Annotated in this window: 15 protein-coding genes; 11 read left to right on the top strand and 4 right to left on the bottom strand. The window is 61.1% G+C overall.

What is annotated here, in order from left to right:
* Position 1: 1 nt before the first annotated feature.
* On the bottom strand, positions 2 to 1,405 hold the full coding sequence (locus NZ746_01210; GenBank protein MCS6815975.1) for a SpoIID/LytB domain-containing protein: 1,404 nt from the start codon (positions 1,403 to 1,405) through the stop codon (positions 2 to 4).
* 89 nt (positions 1,406 to 1,494) lie between these two features.
* Positions 1,495 to 2,016 (bottom strand): thiol peroxidase, encoded by a 522-nt coding sequence (tpx, locus tag NZ746_01205; GenBank protein ID MCS6815974.1) that lies wholly within the window; start codon positions 2,014 to 2,016, stop codon positions 1,495 to 1,497.
* 309 nt (positions 2,017 to 2,325) lie between these two features.
* Between tpx and NZ746_01200 the strand changes: the two genes are divergently transcribed.
* From NZ746_01200 to NZ746_01170, 7 genes are all read left to right on the top strand, one after another.
* The gene (locus tag NZ746_01200) at positions 2,326 to 6,339 is read left to right on the top strand and encodes an FG-GAP-like repeat-containing protein (GenBank protein MCS6815973.1); all 4,014 of its coding nucleotides are present in this window, start codon (positions 2,326 to 2,328) and stop codon (positions 6,337 to 6,339) included.
* Between the two features lie 180 nt (positions 6,340 to 6,519).
* A complete protein-coding gene (locus tag NZ746_01195; protein ID MCS6815972.1) occupies positions 6,520 to 7,689 on the top strand; it encodes a DNA replication/repair protein RecF in 1,170 nt (389 codons plus the stop codon).
* A gap of 13 nt (positions 7,690 to 7,702) precedes the next feature.
* Positions 7,703 to 10,216: a DNA topoisomerase (ATP-hydrolyzing) subunit B gene (gene gyrB, locus NZ746_01190; protein MCS6815971.1), complete on the top strand. Its 2,514-nt coding sequence runs from the start codon at positions 7,703 to 7,705 to the stop codon at positions 10,214 to 10,216.
* A gap of 85 nt (positions 10,217 to 10,301) precedes the next feature.
* Positions 10,302 to 10,970 (top strand): 7-cyano-7-deazaguanine synthase, encoded by a 669-nt coding sequence (locus NZ746_01185; GenBank protein MCS6815970.1) that lies wholly within the window; start codon positions 10,302 to 10,304, stop codon positions 10,968 to 10,970.
* A 373-nt stretch (positions 10,971 to 11,343) separates the two neighbouring features.
* A complete protein-coding gene (locus tag NZ746_01180) occupies positions 11,344 to 11,832 on the top strand; it encodes a hypothetical protein (GenBank protein MCS6815969.1) in 489 nt (162 codons plus the stop codon).
* 628 nt (positions 11,833 to 12,460) lie between these two features.
* Entirely contained in the window at positions 12,461 to 13,540 is a 1,080-nt protein-coding gene (rtcA, locus tag NZ746_01175; protein ID MCS6815968.1) for an RNA 3'-terminal phosphate cyclase, read from the top strand.
* Positions 13,541 to 13,608: 68 nt separating this feature from the next.
* Complete coding sequence (locus NZ746_01170; protein ID MCS6815967.1) at positions 13,609 to 14,067, top strand: universal stress protein; 459 nt, start codon at positions 13,609 to 13,611, stop codon at positions 14,065 to 14,067.
* Between the two features lie 8 nt (positions 14,068 to 14,075).
* On the opposite strand, the gene NZ746_01165 is transcribed toward NZ746_01170, so the two are convergent.
* Complete coding sequence (locus NZ746_01165; GenBank protein MCS6815966.1) at positions 14,076 to 15,254, bottom strand: aminotransferase class I/II-fold pyridoxal phosphate-dependent enzyme; 1,179 nt, start codon at positions 15,252 to 15,254, stop codon at positions 14,076 to 14,078.
* A gap of 162 nt (positions 15,255 to 15,416) precedes the next feature.
* On the opposite strand from NZ746_01165, the gene eno reads away from it, so the two are divergent.
* From eno to pgk, 4 genes are all read left to right on the top strand, one after another.
* Entirely contained in the window at positions 15,417 to 16,727 is a 1,311-nt protein-coding gene (gene eno, locus NZ746_01160; protein MCS6815965.1) for a phosphopyruvate hydratase, read from the top strand.
* Positions 16,711 to 17,301 carry a methyltransferase domain-containing protein gene (locus NZ746_01155; GenBank protein ID MCS6815964.1) on the top strand — a complete coding sequence of 197 codons (591 nt, stop codon included), beginning with the start codon at positions 16,711 to 16,713 and terminating at the stop codon, positions 17,299 to 17,301. Before eno ends, NZ746_01155 begins: the two co-directional genes overlap by 17 nt.
* A gap of 86 nt (positions 17,302 to 17,387) precedes the next feature.
* Entirely contained in the window at positions 17,388 to 17,672 is a 285-nt protein-coding gene (gene rpsT / locus NZ746_01150; protein MCS6815963.1) for a 30S ribosomal protein S20, read from the top strand.
* Positions 17,673 to 17,711: 39 nt separating this feature from the next.
* The gene (gene pgk / locus NZ746_01145) at positions 17,712 to 19,475 is read left to right on the top strand and encodes a phosphoglycerate kinase (GenBank protein ID MCS6815962.1); all 1,764 of its coding nucleotides are present in this window, start codon (positions 17,712 to 17,714) and stop codon (positions 19,473 to 19,475) included.
* A gap of 1 nt (position 19,476) precedes the next feature.
* Here pgk and selD read toward each other — a convergent pair whose 3' ends face one another.
* On the bottom strand, positions 19,477 to 20,526 hold the full coding sequence (selD, locus tag NZ746_01140; protein MCS6815961.1) for a selenide, water dikinase SelD: 1,050 nt from the start codon (positions 20,524 to 20,526) through the stop codon (positions 19,477 to 19,479).
* Positions 20,527 to 20,535: the final 9 nt, after the last annotated feature.

Here is a 20,535-nt window from a genome sequence, read left to right as displayed (position 1 = left end):
CTCACTCGTACGCGAGCGCGATTTCAGCCGGGGCATAGTAGTGGGCCAAGATCTCCCAATGAGTTCGTCCTTGCCGCGCCATGACAGCCGCTCCAATTTGGCAAAGGCCGACGCCGTGTCCCCATCCGGCGCCGCGCAGCCGAAAACGTCGAGGGATGCCTTGGCGCACCTCTTCGGGGAGGACGATGAAGGCGGAGCTGTAAAGATGCGTCCACGAGAGCACACGCCGGATCTCCAGCTCCTTGCCCACGATCACGCTCCCTCGTTCTCCGACAATGCGCAGGCGCACGATACGGCTCGAGGCCCCGCGCTCCAGCGGCTCTAAGCGTCGAATCGCGCCCAGCTCCAGTCCGAGCCGCGCCTCAACCAACGCCTGCAACTCCTCTTGTTCGAGCGTGCGCTCCCATCGGAAGAAGTCGCGCGTCGGACGATCAATCTCTGGGAGAATGTCCTCGAGCACGCGCGGATCCGTTGTGTGACAATATGCCGGAGGAAATCCCGTGATCCATGCGACGGCATGAGCTTCAAGGGTAAGCGGGCGCGGGAAGCTCGCAGGCCATTCCACCCCATCGAATCGTCCTCCCTGCAAGTACGGGACATCGCGATCTTCCCACGCGCTTCGATAGGCTTCCGTCGCTCCGCCGCAGCATTTGGAGAAACGAGCATCGCAGATGTGCCCGTTGAAGGTCAGGACTCGTCCTCGCGTCGCTGCGACGGCAGCGGAGACGACATCGCTCGTTACAGGAGCAAGGCCATAATACCGTTGGCAATGGTCATCGGCGCAAACGTCGAAGGCGCGATGGGCCGTCCGACTCGTCCACCGTCGGATCTCCAGATCCGACGTCTTGGAGAGTTCGCGTTCGGAGGACGGCGAGGGAGATTCCCCCTCATCGGCGCGATGCGCGAGACTGGCCAGGAGCCAACTTCGGGAGATGATGGCGTGGGCCTTGAGGAATTCCACGGGAGCGCGGGCGCTCATCTCCGAAGAGATGACGCTCTCCAAGTATGCCTCGGCGGGAATCTCATTGATGACCATCAGCCGCGGGGGAGCTTCTGGAGCCGAAGGGGCGATGCGAATCATCAGGGTTCCCGCGTAGCTTTGCGACTGCTTTTGCTCCCAATGGAAGCCCGTTCCAACTGGGACGTCCTCGAGTATGAATTTCGCCTTCTTGGGGGCCACCGGAATGAGGGAGAATGTCGCCGCAATCCCCACGAGGCGTTCCTGAGCATCTCGGAGTTCGATGCCGGAAGCATGAAGATGCGGGGTTGCCCGATATCGACCTGGAGGAATGGGCATCCCATCGGATGTCCGGAACTCTTCCGCGATCGTGAAGCGGACCTGCTCGACGTCGGTCAGAAGGCCGATCGAGATCGTTGGTTCAGAGGAGAAAATCGGTGCGCGCATCATCGTTGAAGATGCGGCGGCGCGTTCCCCTGGGGAGAGGCGAAGCCCAAAGGCCGACAACGACGATCGGGCTTCGCCCACGAGGCCCTTCAACTTCCGATGAGCTTTCGTGCCGCTTCTAGGACGGCCTCGTAATTGGGGTGGTTGGCGATCTCCGGGACGTATTCGACATAGCGCACTGTATCGTCGGCGTCTACGACGAAGACAGCGCGCGTATCCAGGCGCAACTCCTTGATCAGCGTCCCATAGGCGAGGCCGAACGACGCATCGCGATAATCGGAATAGCACGCGACGCGATCAATACCGGCAGCGCCGCACCATCGCTTCTGCGCGAACGGCAAGTCCATACTGATGGTGAGGATCTCGACGCCCGGCAATTTGGCCGCTTCTTCGTTGAAGCGACGGGTCTGCGCATCGCAGACGGGCGTATCAAGCGACGGCACCGAGCTGATGATCCGCACCTTCCCCCGCGTCGAGCTGAACTGGAACGGGGTGAGATCCGTCGTGAGGACCGTGAAGTCAGGCGCCTTGTCCCCGACTTTGATTTCCGGTCCCACGAGCGTGAGCGGATTCCCTCGAAGTGTGACGGCACCGGGTCGTTCGATTGTCATCGCTCCTCCTCCTTGATTTTCGGATTATCGAAAGGGGCAATTTTACCAGCTCCTCGGTGAGACGGAAAGCCGCCCGTCGCGCAGTTCGGCGACATTGGGAGACCCCGCGCGTATGGAGGCCATCGTCTCTGCCGTTGACAGAGTTGGGTCTCGGATATACCATAGCCCCATCGTGCGAAGAGCGCTCGCCGTGCGACTCACGGGATGGAGGAACACGCGGCGTGGCTGAGAAGAAGTCGAAGCGGTTTCAGCTCATTGGCGTCCCGCGCGATCCTTGGGATTACGTGGGAACTGTGAACAGGAGGAGCTATGAGGCACTTGCGGTTTGTCGCTGCCGGAGCGTTCGTCGTTGGGGTCGCTGTGGTGTTCGTCTCGCGGGGGAGCTGGATGGGACCAGATGTCGTGTCGTCCTCGAGTTCGTCGAACCCATCGCTCGTGCGGCTTGATCCTCGCGCTCGGCCTCGGGTGAATTTCCGTGTACTCGGAGATGAAGCCATTTTCGCCCAGGGTGTGGAGTGCTCCACGGGGACTGGGCTTCTTAGTGCGGCCGCGTGGATTGATGGGGAGCGTCGCGCCTGGCCGCAGAAGCTCGCGTTCGAGGATTTCAATGGAGACGGCCTGGCTGATCTTTTGCTCTTCGGCGACGAGGGTGGACACGCCACGCTGACGGTGAAAACCCGGCGGGCGGACGGTCGCTTCTGCTCGGGCCTCACCTTCGATCTCGGATCGGGAGAGATCGTCGAAGGCGTCGTGGCAGATGTCACGCAGGACGGGCGCGCGGATATTGTCGTGGCGTTCACTGAAGCACCACTCTTGGCGCTTTTGCTCGGAGACGGACGAGGAGGGGTAGCCGATCGGCGGGAAGTCATGCTGGAGGAACCGGCGCAGGCTATCGCCGTTGGTGACATCACTGGCGATGGGCGTATGGACATCGTCCTCGCCTTCGCCGCGCCGACGCGAGTGATTCTTCTAGTCGGGCGCGGCGACGGACGTTTCGAGCGCGCGGGCCTCCTCCCGCTCTGGGAAGTGGCCGATCCGATTGCTCTTCGGATCGCTGATCTCGATCGAGACGGGCATGGGGATCTCGTCCTCGCTCATCGTCAAGGGGTCGTGTGGGCCCATGGGACGACGACAGGGTTTCTGACGCCGACGTCCCTCTCAGTGGATTCCGAGCCGACGGACCTCGTGCTCGAGGATTTCGATTTGGACGGACGGGCCGACATCGCGCTGAGCGACAGAACTGGGAACGTGCAGCTCTTCCTCGGAACGGCGCGTGGGGGATTCTCCAAGAGAGGAAAATGGTTCGTGGGAGGGTCCACATCGGCGCTCGCGGCCGGCCATTTCGATGCCGATGGATATCGGGATGTCGCTGTCGTGCTCGCCCATCGAAATCGGATCGTGTTGTTGATGGGAGATCAAGGAGGGGGATTCGGAGAGGCGTTCGATATGGAGACGAGCGATCCGGTGGCGGCGATTCTGGCAGCGCGGGTGAATCGCGACGCTCTGGATGATCTGCTCATCGCGGAGCGGCGTCAGGGGGGATGGCTCATCGCCGTGACCGAGGCCTCTCGCATCGTCGTGACGACGACGGCCGATACGATTCGCGAAGATGGTCGCGTCTCACTGCGAGAGGCCATTCTCGCGGCCAATGGCATGCCGCCCAATCGCGACGTCGTAGGGCAATCGAAAGCCCCCGAAGTGATCGCGTTCAATATTCCGGAGTCGGAACGCCGAGACGGCGTCTTCACGATCGAAGTGGACGGCGTGTTAGGACCTCTGCCGCGATTGGCGGATGGAGGAACGACGATTGATGGGACGACGCAACCGGGATGGAGAGGGGCACCGATCATCGTGTTGAATGGTCGGCGAGCTGGTCTGGCCGATGGGCTCGTGATCACATCATCGCTCAACGTCATTGCCGGATTGGTGATCAATGGGTTTGAGGGCAATGGCGTGAAGATCATCGTGGATCCACCGGAGTCTGGCGCTGCGACGGGGAACATCGTGCGCGGCTGCTATATCGGGACGGATCCGACCGGACGGCGAAGCATCGGGAACGGGCTCTACGGCGTTTTGATCACGCGAAATCGCACGCAGGCGAACCTCATCGGAGGGACAGCTCCGACCGATCGGAACGTCATCTCAGGCAATCGCAGCAATGGGATCGAGTTGGACTTCCCGACTTTCGGGAACCTCATTTTGGGAAATTACATCGGGACGACGGCCGATGGATTGAGCGCATTGCCTAACGGCGGGGCGGGGATCTTCATCAGTGGAGCGCGGGATAACGTGATCGGAGGGCGCGAGCCGGGGGCTGGGAATCTCATCTCCGGGAATTCGGGGAGCGGTGTTCAAATCGTTGGCGTCTTTGGGAATCAGGTGCAAGGAAATTGGATCGGCGTGGATGCGACTGGGCGACGAGCTCTTCCCAATGGAGGGGATGGCGTCACGCTCATCGGCGGAGCACATAGTAACCTCATCGGGGGAAGCGCGGAAGTCGCGCGCAACGTCATCTCCGGCAATGCGCAAAATGGTGTTCGCATGGCCGATGCCTTTTCCAACCAAATCGCTGGGAATGTCATTGGTCTCGATCCAACGCTGGCACGCGTCATCCCCAATGGTGGAAGCGGGATCTTGGTGACGGCTGGCGCGCGCGAGAATCTCATCGGAGGACTCGAGCCCTCAAGCGGTAACATCATTGCGGGGAATTCGGGGGATGGGATCACGCTGGCGCGCGGGGCGAACAGCAATCAGATTGTCGGGAACTTCATTGGCACGACGGATCGGGAGGGCAGATCTCGGCTGCCGAATGGTGGACACGGTATCGCCATCCTCGGCGCGCAGAATACGGCCATCGGGGGGACGACGCTCGCCGCGGCCAATACCATCGCCTATAACGCTCGCGCAGGCATCATGATCGTTGATGGCGAGGAGGCGCCGAGCCGTGGGAATCGGATCGGATGTAATGCCTTCTTCGCCAACGGCGGTTTAGGCATTGATCTGGGCGGCGATGGCGTGACGCCCAATGACGTGGGCGACGCCGATGATGGGCCGAACGCGCTGGTGAATTTCCCCGTCATCCGCGAGCTGTGGGAGGTTTCGGCAGGCGTCCTCCTTCGAGGACGAATAGATACAGTCAACCCGGCGGCTGCGCGAATAGATGTCTACGTGGCGGATCCCGATCCGACGGGGTTCGGAGAAGGAAAGCGATGCCTGGTGCAGGGGATCACGCCGAATCCGGACGGAACGTTCGAAATCTTGCTCGCCGGGATTTCGATACGAGACCCGGTGACGCTGACGACGACCGACGAGGCCGGAAATACCTCGGAGTTCTCTCGCCTTGCGCCTCCGGCGGACGTGACGCCGCCAAGCGTGCGCGTGATCAGTCCCAACGGCGGCGAATTCGTCTTAGCGGGGACTTTGTTGCCGATCGCATGGGAATCCTCGGACAATGTGGGCATCTTCCTGCATGAGATCGCGCTCTCGCTTGACAGCGGGCGCACGTGCTCGATCTTGCTTGGGCGCGTGGGGGGTGATAAACGGTCGTTCGTGTGGGAGGTCCCCGAGGGCTTGCTATCTTCCACAGCGCGGGTGTGCGTCACCGCGCGCGACTTCTTCGATAATGCGGCGACCGATGTGAGCGATGGAGACTTCCAAATCGGGCGCAGCGATCGCGAGGAGCCCGTCGTGCGCGTCATCCGTCCCAATGGCGGCGAGGTCGCGCGCGCAGGAGAGCCGTTTGAGATCACGTGGGAAGCGAGCGATAACGTGAGCGTGGCGAATTGCGATCTCTCGGTCTCCACGGATGGGGGCGCGAATTTCACGCCTCTGGCTGCGCGGATCCCGGCGGATGTGCGCTCGTTCACATGGAACATCCCCGAGGGTCTCTCCACGACGCGCGGGCGCGTGCTCGTGCGCTGCCGCGACTTGGCAGGGAACATCGGCGAGGATCGCAGTGATGGCGATTTCGCCGTAGACGGAGCGCCGCCGGACATCGGTTCAGTGGTCGTCTTCGACGTGGGCACTCCGGGGCGCTTCTTCGTCGCGGGGCGACCGCTGACGATCGCTTGGCAGGCTTCCGATGATGTCGGGATCGCGCGTCATCGGATCGAGTTCTCCTTCGACGATGGGCGCACGTTCGAGCCCCTGCGCGATGCTCAAGGGAATATCGTCGGAGACAATATCCCAGGCGATGCTCGGCAGTTCACGTGGGCTGTGCCGAGAACGGTCTTCACGCGTACCGGACGATTCCGCGTCACGGCGATTGATCGCGCGGGGCGGAGCAGCTCGGCTTTGAGCGAGCGTATTTCGATCATCAATTGAACGGAGCGAGTTCGGGGAGAAGACGCCTCCGGATCGCAGCATCGCCGATTCGACGAGAACATCGAATGGCGCGAGATCTGTAAAGAAGTGTCTTTCCGATCCCTCGCGGCGATTCCTCCTCCTCTCGGCTGGAGCGAAGAGTGGGGAGAACGGGGAGCGGCGGAGGGATCGGCCAGAGATATGCGCATCGTCCGCCTGGAAGTCGTGGACTTCCGAAACATCGCGGAGGAGCGATGGGAACCCGGGCCCGGGTTGAATTTCCTCTACGGGGAGAACGCGCAGGGGAAGACAAGCCTGCTGGAGGCTCTTTACGTGCTCGGCCACGCGCGCTCGTTTCGCACGCCGCGTCTTCTAGAGGTCATCCGGCATGGGCAACCTCAGGCCTTCGTGCGGGGGATTGTCGAGCGTCGCGGGACGCGCGTGGAGCTAGCCGTTCAACTCAATCCGCGCACTCGCGCCCTCTTCGTCAACGGAAAGCGGAGGACGCTTTCGGAGTATCTCGGCCATCTCGTCGTGTTCGTTTGCTCCCTTGAGCGCATGGACGTCATTCGGGGAGAACCCGAGCATCGCCGCCGTTTCCTGGATGAAGGCCTCCTCAGCCTCGATCCCAAGTACGCGCATACGTTGGAACAATATCAGCGGGTCCTCAAGCAGAAGAATCGGTTGCTGAAATTGGCCGCCGAGAGCGATGATCCCCGTCGCTTCCTCGAAGAGATCGAAGTGTGGAACGAGCAATTGGTCCATTATGGGGCGCTCATCCATCGAGCCCGCACCCGATATGTGGAGCTGCTGCAGCGTCATCTGCCAGCGGATTTATTTGGCTCGGAGCAAATCGCCATCCGCTATGTCTCCTCGCTCGCTGCTCATGGAGATGTGAGTGAATACGAGAAGCTGCTGGCCGAACGATTGCGCGTGCGCTTGACAGCAGAGTTGGCCCTTGGACACGCGTTGGTGGGACCGCATCGAGATGAACTGGCGATCACCTTCGAGGGGCGGGAATTGCGCCACTATGGGAGCCTCGGTCAGCAACGTAGCGCCCTGATTGTGCTTGATTTAGCGCAAGTCTCCGTCTATAATTTTGCCTTTGAAGAAGAGGCCGTGTTTCTCTTGGATGATGTGGATGCGGAGCTGGATCGGCGACGCATTGCGCGGGTGTTGGAGTACTTGCAGGGTCGCGCGCAATGCTTCCTCACGACCTCAAAGCCGGACATCGCCGCAGCGAGCTATCCCCAAACGATGCGCTTTCGCGTCGAGGCCGGACATCTCATCCCGATTCCACCTCATGCGCAGGGGGATGAAGTGAACCGATCAACTGAACGAGCCGAGAGTCAGTGTGAGACCTCGTGTTGAGGAGGCAGAGACTATGGCGAAGGCGAAACCCGTGACTAAAGAGCCAAAATCGAAAGTAGTGACGGAGCGAGCGCGTGAAGTGACCGATGGCGCGGGCCCTCCTTCGGCGTCGGACGGGTCCGAGTACACAGCCCGTTCGATCACGATGCTCGAAGGACGGGAGGCCGTCCGTAAGCGGCCCCACATGTATATTGGTCCGACCAACGAGATTGGGCTTCATCACCTCGTCTTCGAGGTCGTGGACAACTCGATTGATGAAGCGTTAGTCGGCTACTGCGATCGTGTGGACGTCATCATCCACATGGACAACTCGATCACAGTGATTGACAACGGGCGTGGCATCCCTGTGGATAAGCATCCGACGGACAAGAAAGGGCGCTCGGCCGCCGAAGTCGTCATGACCGAGCTGCATGCCGGTGGCAAGTTCGATGCCAATGCCTATAAGGTCTCCGGCGGCGTTCACGGCGTCGGTGTCAGTTGCGTGAACTTCCTCTCGGAATGGCTGCGGTTGGAGATCTGGCGCGATGGCGGCGTCTACGAACAAGAGTACGAGCGCGGTGTGCCCAAGGGACCTTTGCGCAAGACAGGGGTCACACGTCGGCGCGGGACGAAGATCACGTTCAAGCCCGATCCGGAGATCTTCGAGACGACTGAGTTCAGCTTCGAGCTGCTCGCCCAGCGGCTCCGCGAGAAAGCATTCCTCAACAGCGGCGTTCTCATCACGTTGACTGATGAGCGCGTGACGCCCGAGCGGCGCAGCGAATTCCGCTACGAAGGCGGGATCGCGGAATTCGTCCGCCATCTCAACAAGAACAAGAACGTCCTCCATCCCGATGTCATCGCCTTCCAAACTCAGAAAGATGACCTCACGATCGAGGTGGCCCTGCAGTACAACGACACATACGCGGAGACGGTCTTCTCCTTCGCCAACAACATCAATACGGTGGATGGCGGGACGCACCTGACGGGCTTTCGGACGGCCTTGACGCGCACGCTCAATCAGTACGCGCAGGCGATGGGATTGTTGAAAGATCTCGGGGAGAATTTGACCGGCGAGGACGTGCGCGAAGGGCTCGTGGCCGTCATCAGCGTGAAGATCCCACAGCCGCAGTTCAAGGGAAATGAGAAGCGGGAATTGCTCAATCCCATCTCAGGCGTCGTGCAATCGTTCGTCTCCGAGCAACTCAGCCTTTATTTCGAGCGGAATCCGAAAGTCGCCAAAGCGATCTTGACCAAAGCCGTGGAGGCAGCTCGCGCTCGGCAAGCGGCGCGGCGCGCTCGCGACCTCACCCGTCGCAAGAGCGCGCTCGATGCGCAGAGCGGATTGCCGGGGAAATTGGCCGACTGCCAGGAGAAGGATCCGGCCCTCTGCGAATTGTTCATCGTCGAAGGGGACAGCGCCGGAGGATCGGCCAAGATGGGCCGGGACCGCCGATTCCAAGCCATCTTGCCGATCAAAGGGAAAATCCTCAACGTGGAGAAAGCGCGTTTCGACAAGATGATCAATCACGGTGAGATCCGCGCCCTCATCACGGCTCTCGGCACGGGCATCGGCAAAGATGATTTTGACATCTCGAAGCTTCGCTACCATCGGGTCATCATCATGACCGACGCCGATGTCGATGGGAGTCATATTCGAACGCTGTTGCTGACGTTCTTCTATCGTCAAATGCCGGAGCTGATCGAGCGCGGGCATCTCTACATCGCCCAGCCGCCGCTCTATAAGGTCAAGCGGGGCAAGAGCGAGCAGTACGTGCGGGATGAGCGGGAGATGATGAGCTATCTCATGCGCAAGGCCGCTGAGGAGATCGTGCTCGTCGTCGGACGGAAGCGAAAGATCGAAGGGCGCGAGCTGGCCCGCACGTTGGAACGGCTCATCGAGTTCAAGACGTATTTCGAGAAACTCGAACGTCGGTTGCACGATCGAAAGCTCGTCGAAGCAATCCTCATGGCGCTCGTCGGCAGGCGCGGCGTGCTTCGTCCGGGGATGAGTCTGCATGATCTCTTCGCCGACGAAGATCGGCTCGCTGAGGTCGAAGCGCGCCTCCAAGAGGCTGGGTATTGGACCGATCTTGCCGAGGATGAAGAGCACGGACTCTTCCGCCTGAAGGTCGGCGAGGGACCGAATGGGCGCGTTGTCCTCGATTGGGAGCTCGCCACGCATGTGGAGTTCCAAAAGGCTCTCAACCTCTATCGCGAGTTGGGCGATCTCATGACGCCCCCCTATGAGATCATCGAGAACGGGGCCCGTGTGGAAGTCGCTTCGCGAGAGGAATTACTCGATCGCGTGCTCGCCATCGCCAAGAAGGATTTGACCATCCAGCGCTACAAGGGACTGGGGGAGATGAACCCCGAACAGCTGTGGGAGACGACGATGGATCCCGAACGCCGAACGCTCGTGCAGGTGCGCATTGAGGATGCCGTCGAGACGGACGAGATCTTCACCATCCTTATGGGTGATGCCGTTGAGCCGCGACGCCGGTTCATCGAGGAGCATGCCCTCGATGTGAGAAATCTCGATATTTGAGGGGCCAAAAGGGTGAACCGGTCGAAGGCTCTTCACCAAGCGGTGATCTTCTCCCGCAGCGGATGGAGAGGAAGGGAGGTCGTCGGTGAATGAATCTTCATCGGCCATTTGTGTTCTCACGAGCGGAGGGTTAGATAGTGCTGTCCTCACGGCCGAGGTGCTGCCGCAATACGCGCGCGTCTTTCCGGTCTACATCCGAAGCGGACTTCGGTGGGAGGACGTCGAGTTGTATTGGCTGCGGCAATTCTTAGATCGGCTGCGCGATGAGCGCCTTCATCCGCTCACTGTGATGCAGCTTCCCGTGGACGATGTCTATGGAGGGCATTGGAGCGTGACTGGGGATGGAGTCCCCGAATATGAGGCGGCGTGGGACTCGGTCTATCTGCCTGGACGCAACATCATCTTGGTGGCGAAAGCGGCCATCTTCTGTGCGCTGCGCGGAGTTTCGACGATCGCCCTCGGTTTGCTCGAAGGGAATCCCTTTCCAGATGCGACGCCTGCCTTCCTCTCGCTCATGGAGCGAACGTTGAGCCAGGGGTTAGCCCATCAGCTCACGATCTTGGCACCGTATCGCGGACTTTCGAAGTCGGAGATCATCCAACGCGGCCGCCATCTGCCGCTGGAGCTGACGTTCTCTTGCCTCGCTCCCGTTGGCCAACAGCATTGTGGCCGCTGCAGCAAATGCGCTGAGCGCCAACAAGCCTTCGCGCAAGCTGGTCTCGCTGATCCCACCGCCTACGCTCATTCGCTGTAAGAGAGATCCTATTCCTGCCTCCTTTGGCAAAGGAGGCCCAATACTTGACCTCGCACGTCCGGGCTACGGGGATTGGTAAGGGGACGCCCTCGTCGTGACGCGCGAGACCGCGGACGCGATGTTCATTCCCGAGTGCTCGGAGATGTTGAGGCTTGATGAGCCCTTCGCGGTTCGCTGATAATTGGCGCCGATTGGCGGAGTGGGCGTTGGGTGTGCCCATTGTGGTTGACAAAGGCCGATAGGAGGGGAGCTGTGAGGCCTATCAAAGCGTTCCCGTTGGTGCTCGGTATATGGATCGTGCTCTTCCCCAAATCGGATGACGCTCGCGCAATCTCGATTTGAGGTGGGCGTGCAAACGCCGGCGATCGGCCATATGCGCAGCATCAAGGGGCAACCAAGGAGAACTCTGATCGGCATTGGGGGACGCATCGGGTATGACCTGAACGATCAGGTCACGCTTGAGATGGTTGTGAACGTCCTTTCTCCAGATCCGAAGATCGCTGATGGCTGGAAAACCCAATGGTTATGGGGAGCGAAGGTGGGGCGACGCTTCACGAGAGTGGGATTGTTTACGAAGGCCAGGATAGGGGCTCTCAATCTTGACAAGGATTTCCTCATCAGCCCGGATGGGGCCATGCCCGTGGTCGCGCGGCTGGCGCAGGGAAATTTCGCTGCGGACGTGGGAGGGGTCTTCGAGATTTATCCCCCGCACAGGAGTCGCGTGGTCGTTCGCTTCGAGTTTGGCGACCATATCGTTCGGTTCGGGAGTCGAACGAGCCTATCGACATCCGGGCCGATTCAGTCCGAGCGCTTCATTGGCCATAACTTTCAATTCTCTCTCGGCCTGGGCCTCCGCTTCTGAGGCGTGGCGGGGATGAATTTGCTCTCAAGCCCTCGAGGTGGGCCTCGGAAGAATTCTCGCCCCCAACTAGGATGGCTCCTCGCCGGCGGCTGGATTTTTACCATCCGGTCTCGGAAGAACTCTCGTCCCCTACCAGAGCGATCCACAGCAATTGGCAAGGGGCGCTCGTTCTCCACCTAGGCTGTCTCTCCGCTTGCGAGGAATCGGCGTCCCCCCGAACATCTGCATTTGAAGCAGCCTCCGAGGGGACGGTGAGCGCGCGTTGACAGCATCGCCTGTAAGCCGACCGAACGATTAGCCGGAGCTAGGACCATCGGTTCCATTCTGCGACGGAAACCAACGGACGATCTCTCGCACAGCGTAGGATGGAGGACATCGGAGCTATTGCGATCACGGCCGTTCAGGCGCAGGCGAATCCAATCGAAGATGCGCATGCGATGTGAATCGCGAACGCAAAGATGATTTTCCTCACTGGTGAGCGGAGCTTTCGATTCGCTCGACCAGCGCCGTTGGAGGCCCTGCCGCGCGCCCGCTAAAATAAATGGTGGTTGGCGCCCGTGTGAGCGCAAGTGGCGAAGGCGGGGCATCTCGTCCTCGTCGCTTGTGACGTTTTTCGGGGAGTCGGGCCATGGTCGTGCGCATAGACGGATCGGTTGGCGAGGGAGGAGGGCAAATCCTGCGGACGAGCTTGGCGCTCGCGGCCTTGCTCGCGCGCGAGGTGGAGATCGTCAACATCCGTCGCGGGCGGAAGGTTCCGGGGCTACAACCGCAGCACCTGACGGCCGTGCGCGCGATCCGAGACATCACGCGGGGGCGTGTGCTCGGGGACGAATTGGGCTCGGAGCTACTTATCTTCATGCCGGGGAAGTGCGAGGGAGGCGTCTACGAATTCGATGTGAGCAAGATTCGGGCGAGCGCTGGATCCGTGAGCCTGATCTTCCAAGCTGTTCTGCCTGCCTTACTCTTTGCGCCGCGTCCCACGCATTTGGTCCTCAAAGGCGGCACGCACGTGCCCTTCAGTCCCCCCACGACGTATGTGGAGAAGGTCTTTTTGCCTGCGCTCCAGCGCATGGGAGGACGCGCGAGCGCGAGGACGATTCGCTGGGGATGGTATCCTCAGGGCGGAGGAATCGTCGAAGCGGACATCGAGCCGGTGGAACGGCTCTCGGCGATTGAGCTGATCAAGCGGGAAGAGTTGATCAAAATCGAAGGCTTGGCGGTCGTCTCCAATCTTCCCCTCTCGATCGCCGAACGTCTTGGTCGGCGATTGATTCAACGGCTGGCTCAATATGAGCTTGTGGCCGAGGTGGAGCTGGTGCAAGCTCCAGCTCTCGGAAGAGGGACGGGCCTCTTCGTCTTCGCTCACTATGGAGAGGTCGTCGCGGGATTCGGAGCGCTGGGCGAGATCGGGAAGCGCGCTGAGATGGTCGCCGATGAAGTGCACCGTGCGCTGATGGCACATCACCGTTCTGGGAAAGTGGTGGATCGGCATCTGGCCGATCAACTCGTCCTCTACATGGCTTTGGCCGAGGGGCGTTCGACGATCACCGTCTCTGAGCTCACCCATCACCTGTTGACCAATGTGTGGGTCATCGAGCAATTCTTGCCCGTGAAGTTCGAAGTGCAGGGAGAAGTGGGGAAGCCGGGGATGATCTCTGTCGAAGGTGTGGGCTTTCGTCCTGGAGCGACAGAGCCGAGCCTCTTGTGAAGAGGCGCTCAGGGCGAGACGCTTTATGCCTCACGCGATCTGCGGTGGATCGTGTGGGAGATCCCCAAATGGAGGGACGCATGTTGCAATTCAAACGCATCCTGTGTCCAACGGACTTCAGCGAAGCCGCTCGACGAGCTTTCGATCTGGCCATTCCGTTAGCCGAGGCGTTCAATGCCGAGTTATACATCGTTCATGTCGTTCCCGCGATCCCGTATCTGGAGCCGCGGCCGACGTATCACTTCGACGTGCCCGAATACGAGCGGCTGCTCCATGAAGATGCTGAGCGACAGATGACCGCACTCGTGAACGATCTGCAGACGCGCGTCGCCGTCCATCCGATCATCGCGCATGGCGATGTGGCCGAGCAGATCCTGCGAACGGCGGACGAGAAAAACGTGGACCTGATCGTCATCGCGACGCACGGGCGCACGGGATGGCGGCATCTGGTCTTCGGCTCCATCGCCGAGAAGATCGTGCGCTTGGCGCGCTGTCCGGTCCTGACGGTGCGCGAGCCATCGGCGTGAACGCTCCTTCAGGCGAGGCGCGCCAGAGCTTGATCTAGATCGGCGATCAAATCCTCCACGTCCTCGATCCCGACCGAGAGGCGAATGAGGCCTTCGGTGATGCCCGTCGCCCGACGCTCTTCTTCCGGGATGGGCCCGTGGGACATCGAGGCCGGATGCTGGATGAGTGAGGTGACGCCGCCGAGGCTGACAGCAAGCGTGATCACGCGCACGGATTCGACCAATCGTCGTCCGGCTTCTCGTCCTCCCTTCACCTCGAAGGCGACCATGCCGCCGAAGCCGCGCATCTGTCGCCGGGCCACATCGTGCTGCGGGTGCGAGGGCAATCCCGGGTAGAAGACGCGCTCGATCTGCGGATGCGTCTCCAAGAACTCCGCGATCCGCTGTGCGTTGGCATTCTGCCGCTCCAAGCGCAAGCCGAAGGTCTTCATCCCGCGGATGAGTAGCCAGGCCTCGAAGGGACTGAGGGTGGGACCGAAGAGCTTAGCATGCTGCCAGCAGCGCTCGATGAACACCGCGGAGCCGACGATCGCGCCCGCCGTCAGATCGTGATGGCCGCCGAGGTACTTCGTCGCGCTATGGACGACCGCGTCAATACCCAGTTGCAATGGGCGCTGATTATAAGGTGTCGCGAACGTATTGTCGGCGATGGTGAAGATCCCATGTTCGCGCGCCAGATGGGCGACCGCGCTCAGATCCGTCACATCCAATCGAGGATTCGAAGGTGTCTCCACGTAGATGAGCTTCGTGTTCGGGCGAATCGCGCGGCGGAAATTCTCCGGATCGGTTGGCGGGACGAACGTGACCTCGATGCCCAGTCGCGGGAGCATGTTTCGGAAAAGCTCCATCGTCGCGGCATAGAGCGAGCGTCCGGCCACGATATGCTCGCCGCTTGTGACGCATGCGAAGACGGCTGTCGCGACGGCCGCCATTCCCGAGGAGAGGGCGAGCGCGCGCTCACCTCCCTCCAAAGCGGCGATGAGAGTTTCAGCTTGTCGCGTCGTGGGATTGCCCCAACGCGTGTAGTACTCCGTCGGTGCGATCTCTTGCGCGAAGCGAGCCCCGGCAGCCGCGTCCTCCAGTTCGAACACGGCCGTTTGAAAGATCGGCGGTGCGACCGCGCGCGTGGGATTCACCTCGCGTCCGGCGTGAACAGCGATCGTGTTGATCCCCCATTCTCGTGACATTGTTCTCTCCTCGATGCGATCTCTATTGCTCAGCAAGAGCGAGAGTGTAGGTTGGCTTCGCATTCAAACGCAATGGCGGGCGAATCCTTGCTTGCGCGCTCGATGGAGATCGGTCACAATTGCTCGGCGAGCATTTGAGCATAGGAGGAAGCCGTGAGCGATGTGACCACGATCGTGCATGTGCGCGGGCGCGAGATCCTGGATTCGCGAGGAAATCCGACGGTGGAAGCGGAAGTCGGATTGGCGGGGGGCGCCGTGGGCGTCGCTGCCGTTCCTTCGGGAGCCTCGACCGGCGAGCACGAAGCGCTTGAATTGCGCGACGGCGATCGGGCGCGGTATCAGGGCAAAGGGGTGCTCAAGGCCGTGGCGAACATCAACGGGCCGATCGCGCGGACGCTGCTCAACATGGACGCGCTCGACCAAGCCGCTGTGGATCGAGCGATGCAGCAGTTGGACGGGACGCCGAATAAGAGTCAATTAGGCGCGAACGCGATCTTGGCCGTCTCCCTGGCGACGGCGCGTGCGGCGGCGATGGCGCTCGGGCTTCCGCTCTATCGGTATCTTGGGGGCATCGGCGCTCGTACGTTGCCCGTGCCGTTGATGAACATCCTCAATGGCGGCGTGCATGCGGACAACAACTTGGATATTCAGGAGTTCATGATCGTCCCCGTCGGCGCGCCAACGTTCGCCGAGGCCTTGCGATGGGGAGCTGAAGTCTTTCATGCGCTCAAAGCCGTTTTGCGAGCGCGTGGTTACAGCACGGCGGTCGGCGACGAGGGGGGATTCGCTCCGAACGCGCGATCCACGGAGGAGGCGATCGAGCTGATCCTGGAGGCGATTGTGCGGGCGGGCTACGAGCCGCGAACGCACATCGCCCTCGCCTTGGATGTGGCCGCCAGCGAATTGTACGAAGAGGGCGTCTACGTCTTCAAAAAATCGGATGGTTCGCGCCGCACGTCGGAGCAGATGATTCGGCTTTATGAGGATCTCGTTCGCCAGTACCCCATCCTCTCTCTCGAGGATGGTTTGGCCGAGAATGATTGGGCGGGATGGCGGGCATTGACCGAGGCACTCGGCGAGCGCGTGCAGCTCGTCGGCGATGATCTCTTCGTCACCAACGTGGCGTTTTTGCGCCGGGGGATCGAAGAAGGGGTCGCCAATGCGATTCTCCTCAAGGTGAATCAAATCGGCACGCTCACGGAGACGTGGGAGGCGATCGAACTGGCGCGCCGACACGGCTACGGGGGGATCATCTCGCATCGTTCGGGAGAGACCGAGGACACATTCATCGCTGATCTTGCCGTGGCGGCCAATCTCGGGCAGATCAAGACGGGCTCGCTCAGTCGCACCGATCGCGTGGCGAAGTACAATCAGCTCCTCCGCATCGAGGAAGAGTTGGGAGAGAGCGCTCGCTATCCCGGTTGGGAGGCCTTCGCCCATGTGAGTGGGATTCGCCGTGCCGCGCATCCTTGACATCGGCTGCGGGCTCCACAAGATCGAGGGCGCAATCGGCATGGACGTGAATCCCCGTACGGCCGCCGATGTGCTCTACGATTTGAACCGCGTCCCGTATCCCTTTGTGAGCGACGCCTTCGACGAGGTGGTCGGGCGTCACGTGATCGAGCATGTCGAGAACGTGCTCGGCGTCATGGCGGAACTGCATCGGATCACGCGGCCAGGAGGAATCATTCGCCTGCTCGCTCCGCATTACACGAACCCGGATTGGCCGACCGATCCCACGCATCGCATCCACCTGAACAGCTTCTCCTTCCGCTGCTTCACGGATGAGGAGCCGCTCTTCCCCTTTTATACGGACGTGCGGCTCAAGCCGCGACGCATCCATGTGACGGTGCTCCGATTGTGGAAGTACCTGGGATGGGAATGGCTCATCAATTTGGACGAGCGATGGCCGGCATTGCGCTTTCTGCGCCGTTTCTGGGAGCACTATTTGAGCTTCGTCATTCGGGGGAAAGAGATCCTCTTCGAGTTCGAAGTCGTGAAATCCTCGGCGCCTTCGCATCGGGGAGGGGAGAAGCCCCGCGATTGACAGGCACCGGAGGGGTCCCTATACTTGACTTCCTTTTGGAGGGGTGACGGGAATTCTGTCGAAAGCATCATGGGAGAAGGGAGGATATGCCGCGCACGAAGTCGGCGATGAAACAATTGCGGAAGAACTTGAAGCGGCGCGAGATCAATCGGCGAAATCTCTCGCGCCTGCGCACGTACATCAAGAAATTGCGTCGCGCCATCGAAGCGGGCGATGCGCGCGCGGCGCAAGAGCTTCTACCGCAGACGATCTCCATCATTGACAAATCCATCCAGAAGGGCGTCATTCATCGCAACGCCGCCGCTCGATATAAATCGCGTCTGACGATCGTGGTCAATCGGTTGGCGGCAAAAGCTCAGACGTCAAGCTGAGTGTGCTGAGAGGGAGGGGCGCGGTCGGGAGGGACACCTATGGAGAAATTGACGATCGGTCACCTTCGCGAGAAGCTTTCGGGGCAGCGGGTCTTCGTCCGAATAGATGGTGATGTCCCTCGACGAGAGGGGACTGGAGAGATCGCGGATGATTTCAAACTCCAGCAAGTGGTGCCGACGCTTCAATTCCTGATTCAGGCAGGGGCCCGTGTGGTGATCGGTACGCATTGGGGGCAGCCGGGCGGGAGCGTGGTCGAGGAATGGCGCGTGGACGCGCTCGCCGAGCGCTTGAGCCAGCTCTTGGGGCGATCTGTTCGCAAGGCGAACGATTGCGTGGGGCGGGACGTCGAACGTCTCGTGGACGAGTTGAAGCCGGGCGATATCCTGATGGTGGAGAATCTGCGCTTCTATGCGGAGGAGGACTTGGATGACGCGGCCTTCGCGCGTCAGTTGGCCGATCTGGCCGACGTGTATTGCAATGATGCGTTTGGACTGGCCCATCGCGGACAGGCCTCTACGGTCGGCATCACGCGCTACGTGACGCCGGCAGCCGCGGGCTTGCTCATGGAACGCGAGCTGTTGATGTTGGAGGCCGTCTTGAAGAATCCGCAGAAGCCATTTCTGGCTGTTGTCGCTGGCTCGCGCCTGGAAGAAAAGTTGCCCGTTTTGGAGAATCTCTTGCCCCGCGTGGATCGGCTCTTCATCGGGGGGGCGCTTTGTTTCACCTTCCTCAAGGCGCAGGGGTATGAAGTCGGCCGGTCTCCAGTGAACACGGCCTTTCTTAAGCTCGCTGAAGATTTCCTCAAGCGGGCGGAGCAGGCGCTCGGGAGCCGAGGGGAGATCTATCCGACGGGACTCGTCTTTCCTTCGGATTTCGTCGTCGTCGAAGCGGAAGCGCTGGAGCACGCGCACGGCGATCCGGAGAAGATCGCGGCTCTTCCGCGTCATGTCGTTGTGGCCTCGGAGATCCCGGCTTATGCGGTGGCCGTGGACATCGGGCCGATGACGATCAGCCATCTCGTGGAATTGTTCGATTGGGCGCGCACGGTCTTTTGGAATGGCCCGCTCGGGCGATGGGAATGGGCTCCCTTCGCTGAGGGGACGCGGGCGATGGCGGAGTATGTGACCGGGCGCGTTCCGGCCGAGCGGAAGGACGTCATCATCTGCGGCGATAGTCTGACGCAAGCCCTTCGGCAGTTCGGTCTTCCGATCGAGCGGATCCGTCATTTGAGCACTGGAGGAGAATCGGCGCTGAAGTACTTGGCGGGGATGCCGCTGCCGGCGGTCGTGGCGTTGAGCGAGCGGGAGCAACCGGAGCGTTTGCCGCGGCCACGACGCATCCTCATTCCCGTGGATGGATCGCCCAATGCTCGCTTGGCCGTCCAACGGGTGAGTCAGTTGCTTGACGCTGCGCGAGCGGAGATCACCCTGCTGTATGTCGCTCCGCTCTCTCGAGTCGAACGCAGCACGTATGTCAGTCCGGAGAGAGAGGCTGAATGGCGGGCTGCGCACCAGTTGGAAGCCGAGCGCATCTTCGCCGAGGCCAATGCTGAGTTAGCGCGACAGGGGTTGATCTCTCACCGCCAATTGATGGTGTTGGGCGATCCTGCCGAAGAAATTCTCAAGCTCGCCGATCAGATCCAGGCGGACTTGATCGTCATGGGCGCGCGCGGGCGAACGGGGATCTTTCGATTCCTGATGGGGAGCGTCAGTCGCAAGGTCCTCGATCACGCGAAATGTCCTGTCCTGCTCGTGCGAGTGCCGGATGAGGAATTGGTGAAGGCGGGATTGATGGAGGCGTGACTCAGGGGAGAACGCGGATTCGCCCGGCAGCTCCGGTAGTGACTTCTCCAATGGCGGCAGCGAGCGTGTGACTCTCCTCCAGCGCTGCGCAGAGTGCTTCCACTTTCTCCGGAGGGACAGCGATCAAGATCCCACCGGACGTTTGCGCATCGCAGAGGACCAGTTGCGCCTCTTCGGAGATCTCCGGGTCCCAGTCCACAAATTGGGCGAGATACGCGTGATTGGCGAGCGTGCCTCCGGGCACGATGCGCTCGGCGACGAGTTCCCACGCGGCTGCGAGCACGGGAACGCGCGAGAGCCAGATCGTCGCGCTCACGCCGCTGGCCGCGAGCATGGTGCGCAAGTGACCGAGCAATCCATATCCGGTGACATCGGTGGCGGCGCGCACGCCGATTCGACGCATGGCGTGCGCGGCAGCGCGATTGAGCGTCGTCATGACGCGGACGGCTTCGGCTTCGATTTCGGGAGAGACCCGCTCGCGCTTGATCCCCGTTGTGATGATTCCCAGGCCGAGCGGTTTCGTCAAGATCAGACGATCGCCCGGACGCGCGCTTGAATTCGGGATGATCTCTTCCGGACGGGCGAATCCGAGCACGGCCAAACCGTATTTCGGTTCGAGGTCATCCACGGTATGTCCGCCCAGGATCACGACGCCAGCCTCGCGAGCCTTATCGGCACCCCCGCGCAGGATCTCGCTCAAGAGATGAAGAGGCAGCTTCTTCGCCGGGAATCCCACGAGATTAAGCGCCAGGAGCGGATCAACACCCTTAGCGTAGAGATCGCTGAGTGCATTGGCAACGGCGATCTGTCCGAAGGCATACGGATCGTCCACGACGGGCGTGAAGAAGTCTGTTGTGAAGACGAGGGCCGTTTGCTCATCGAGCAAGTAAACGCCCGCATCATCGGCGTCCTTGGCGCCGATGAGCACGCGCGGATCCTCCATCGGAGCCCATGCGCTCAGGACCTCGACCAGGTCCTTCTGACTCAACTTACACGCTCAACCGGCTCCGTGGCTGAATTGCGTCAATCGAATGCGTTCGGTCTCAGCCATCTCGTTCTC

The organism is Blastocatellia bacterium (genome assembly GCA_025055075.1).
Lineage (GTDB): Bacteria > Acidobacteriota > Blastocatellia > HR10 > HR10 > HR10.
The sequence above is the reverse complement of the archived record's forward strand: the minus strand, read 5'-3'. Positions and strand labels throughout refer to the sequence as shown.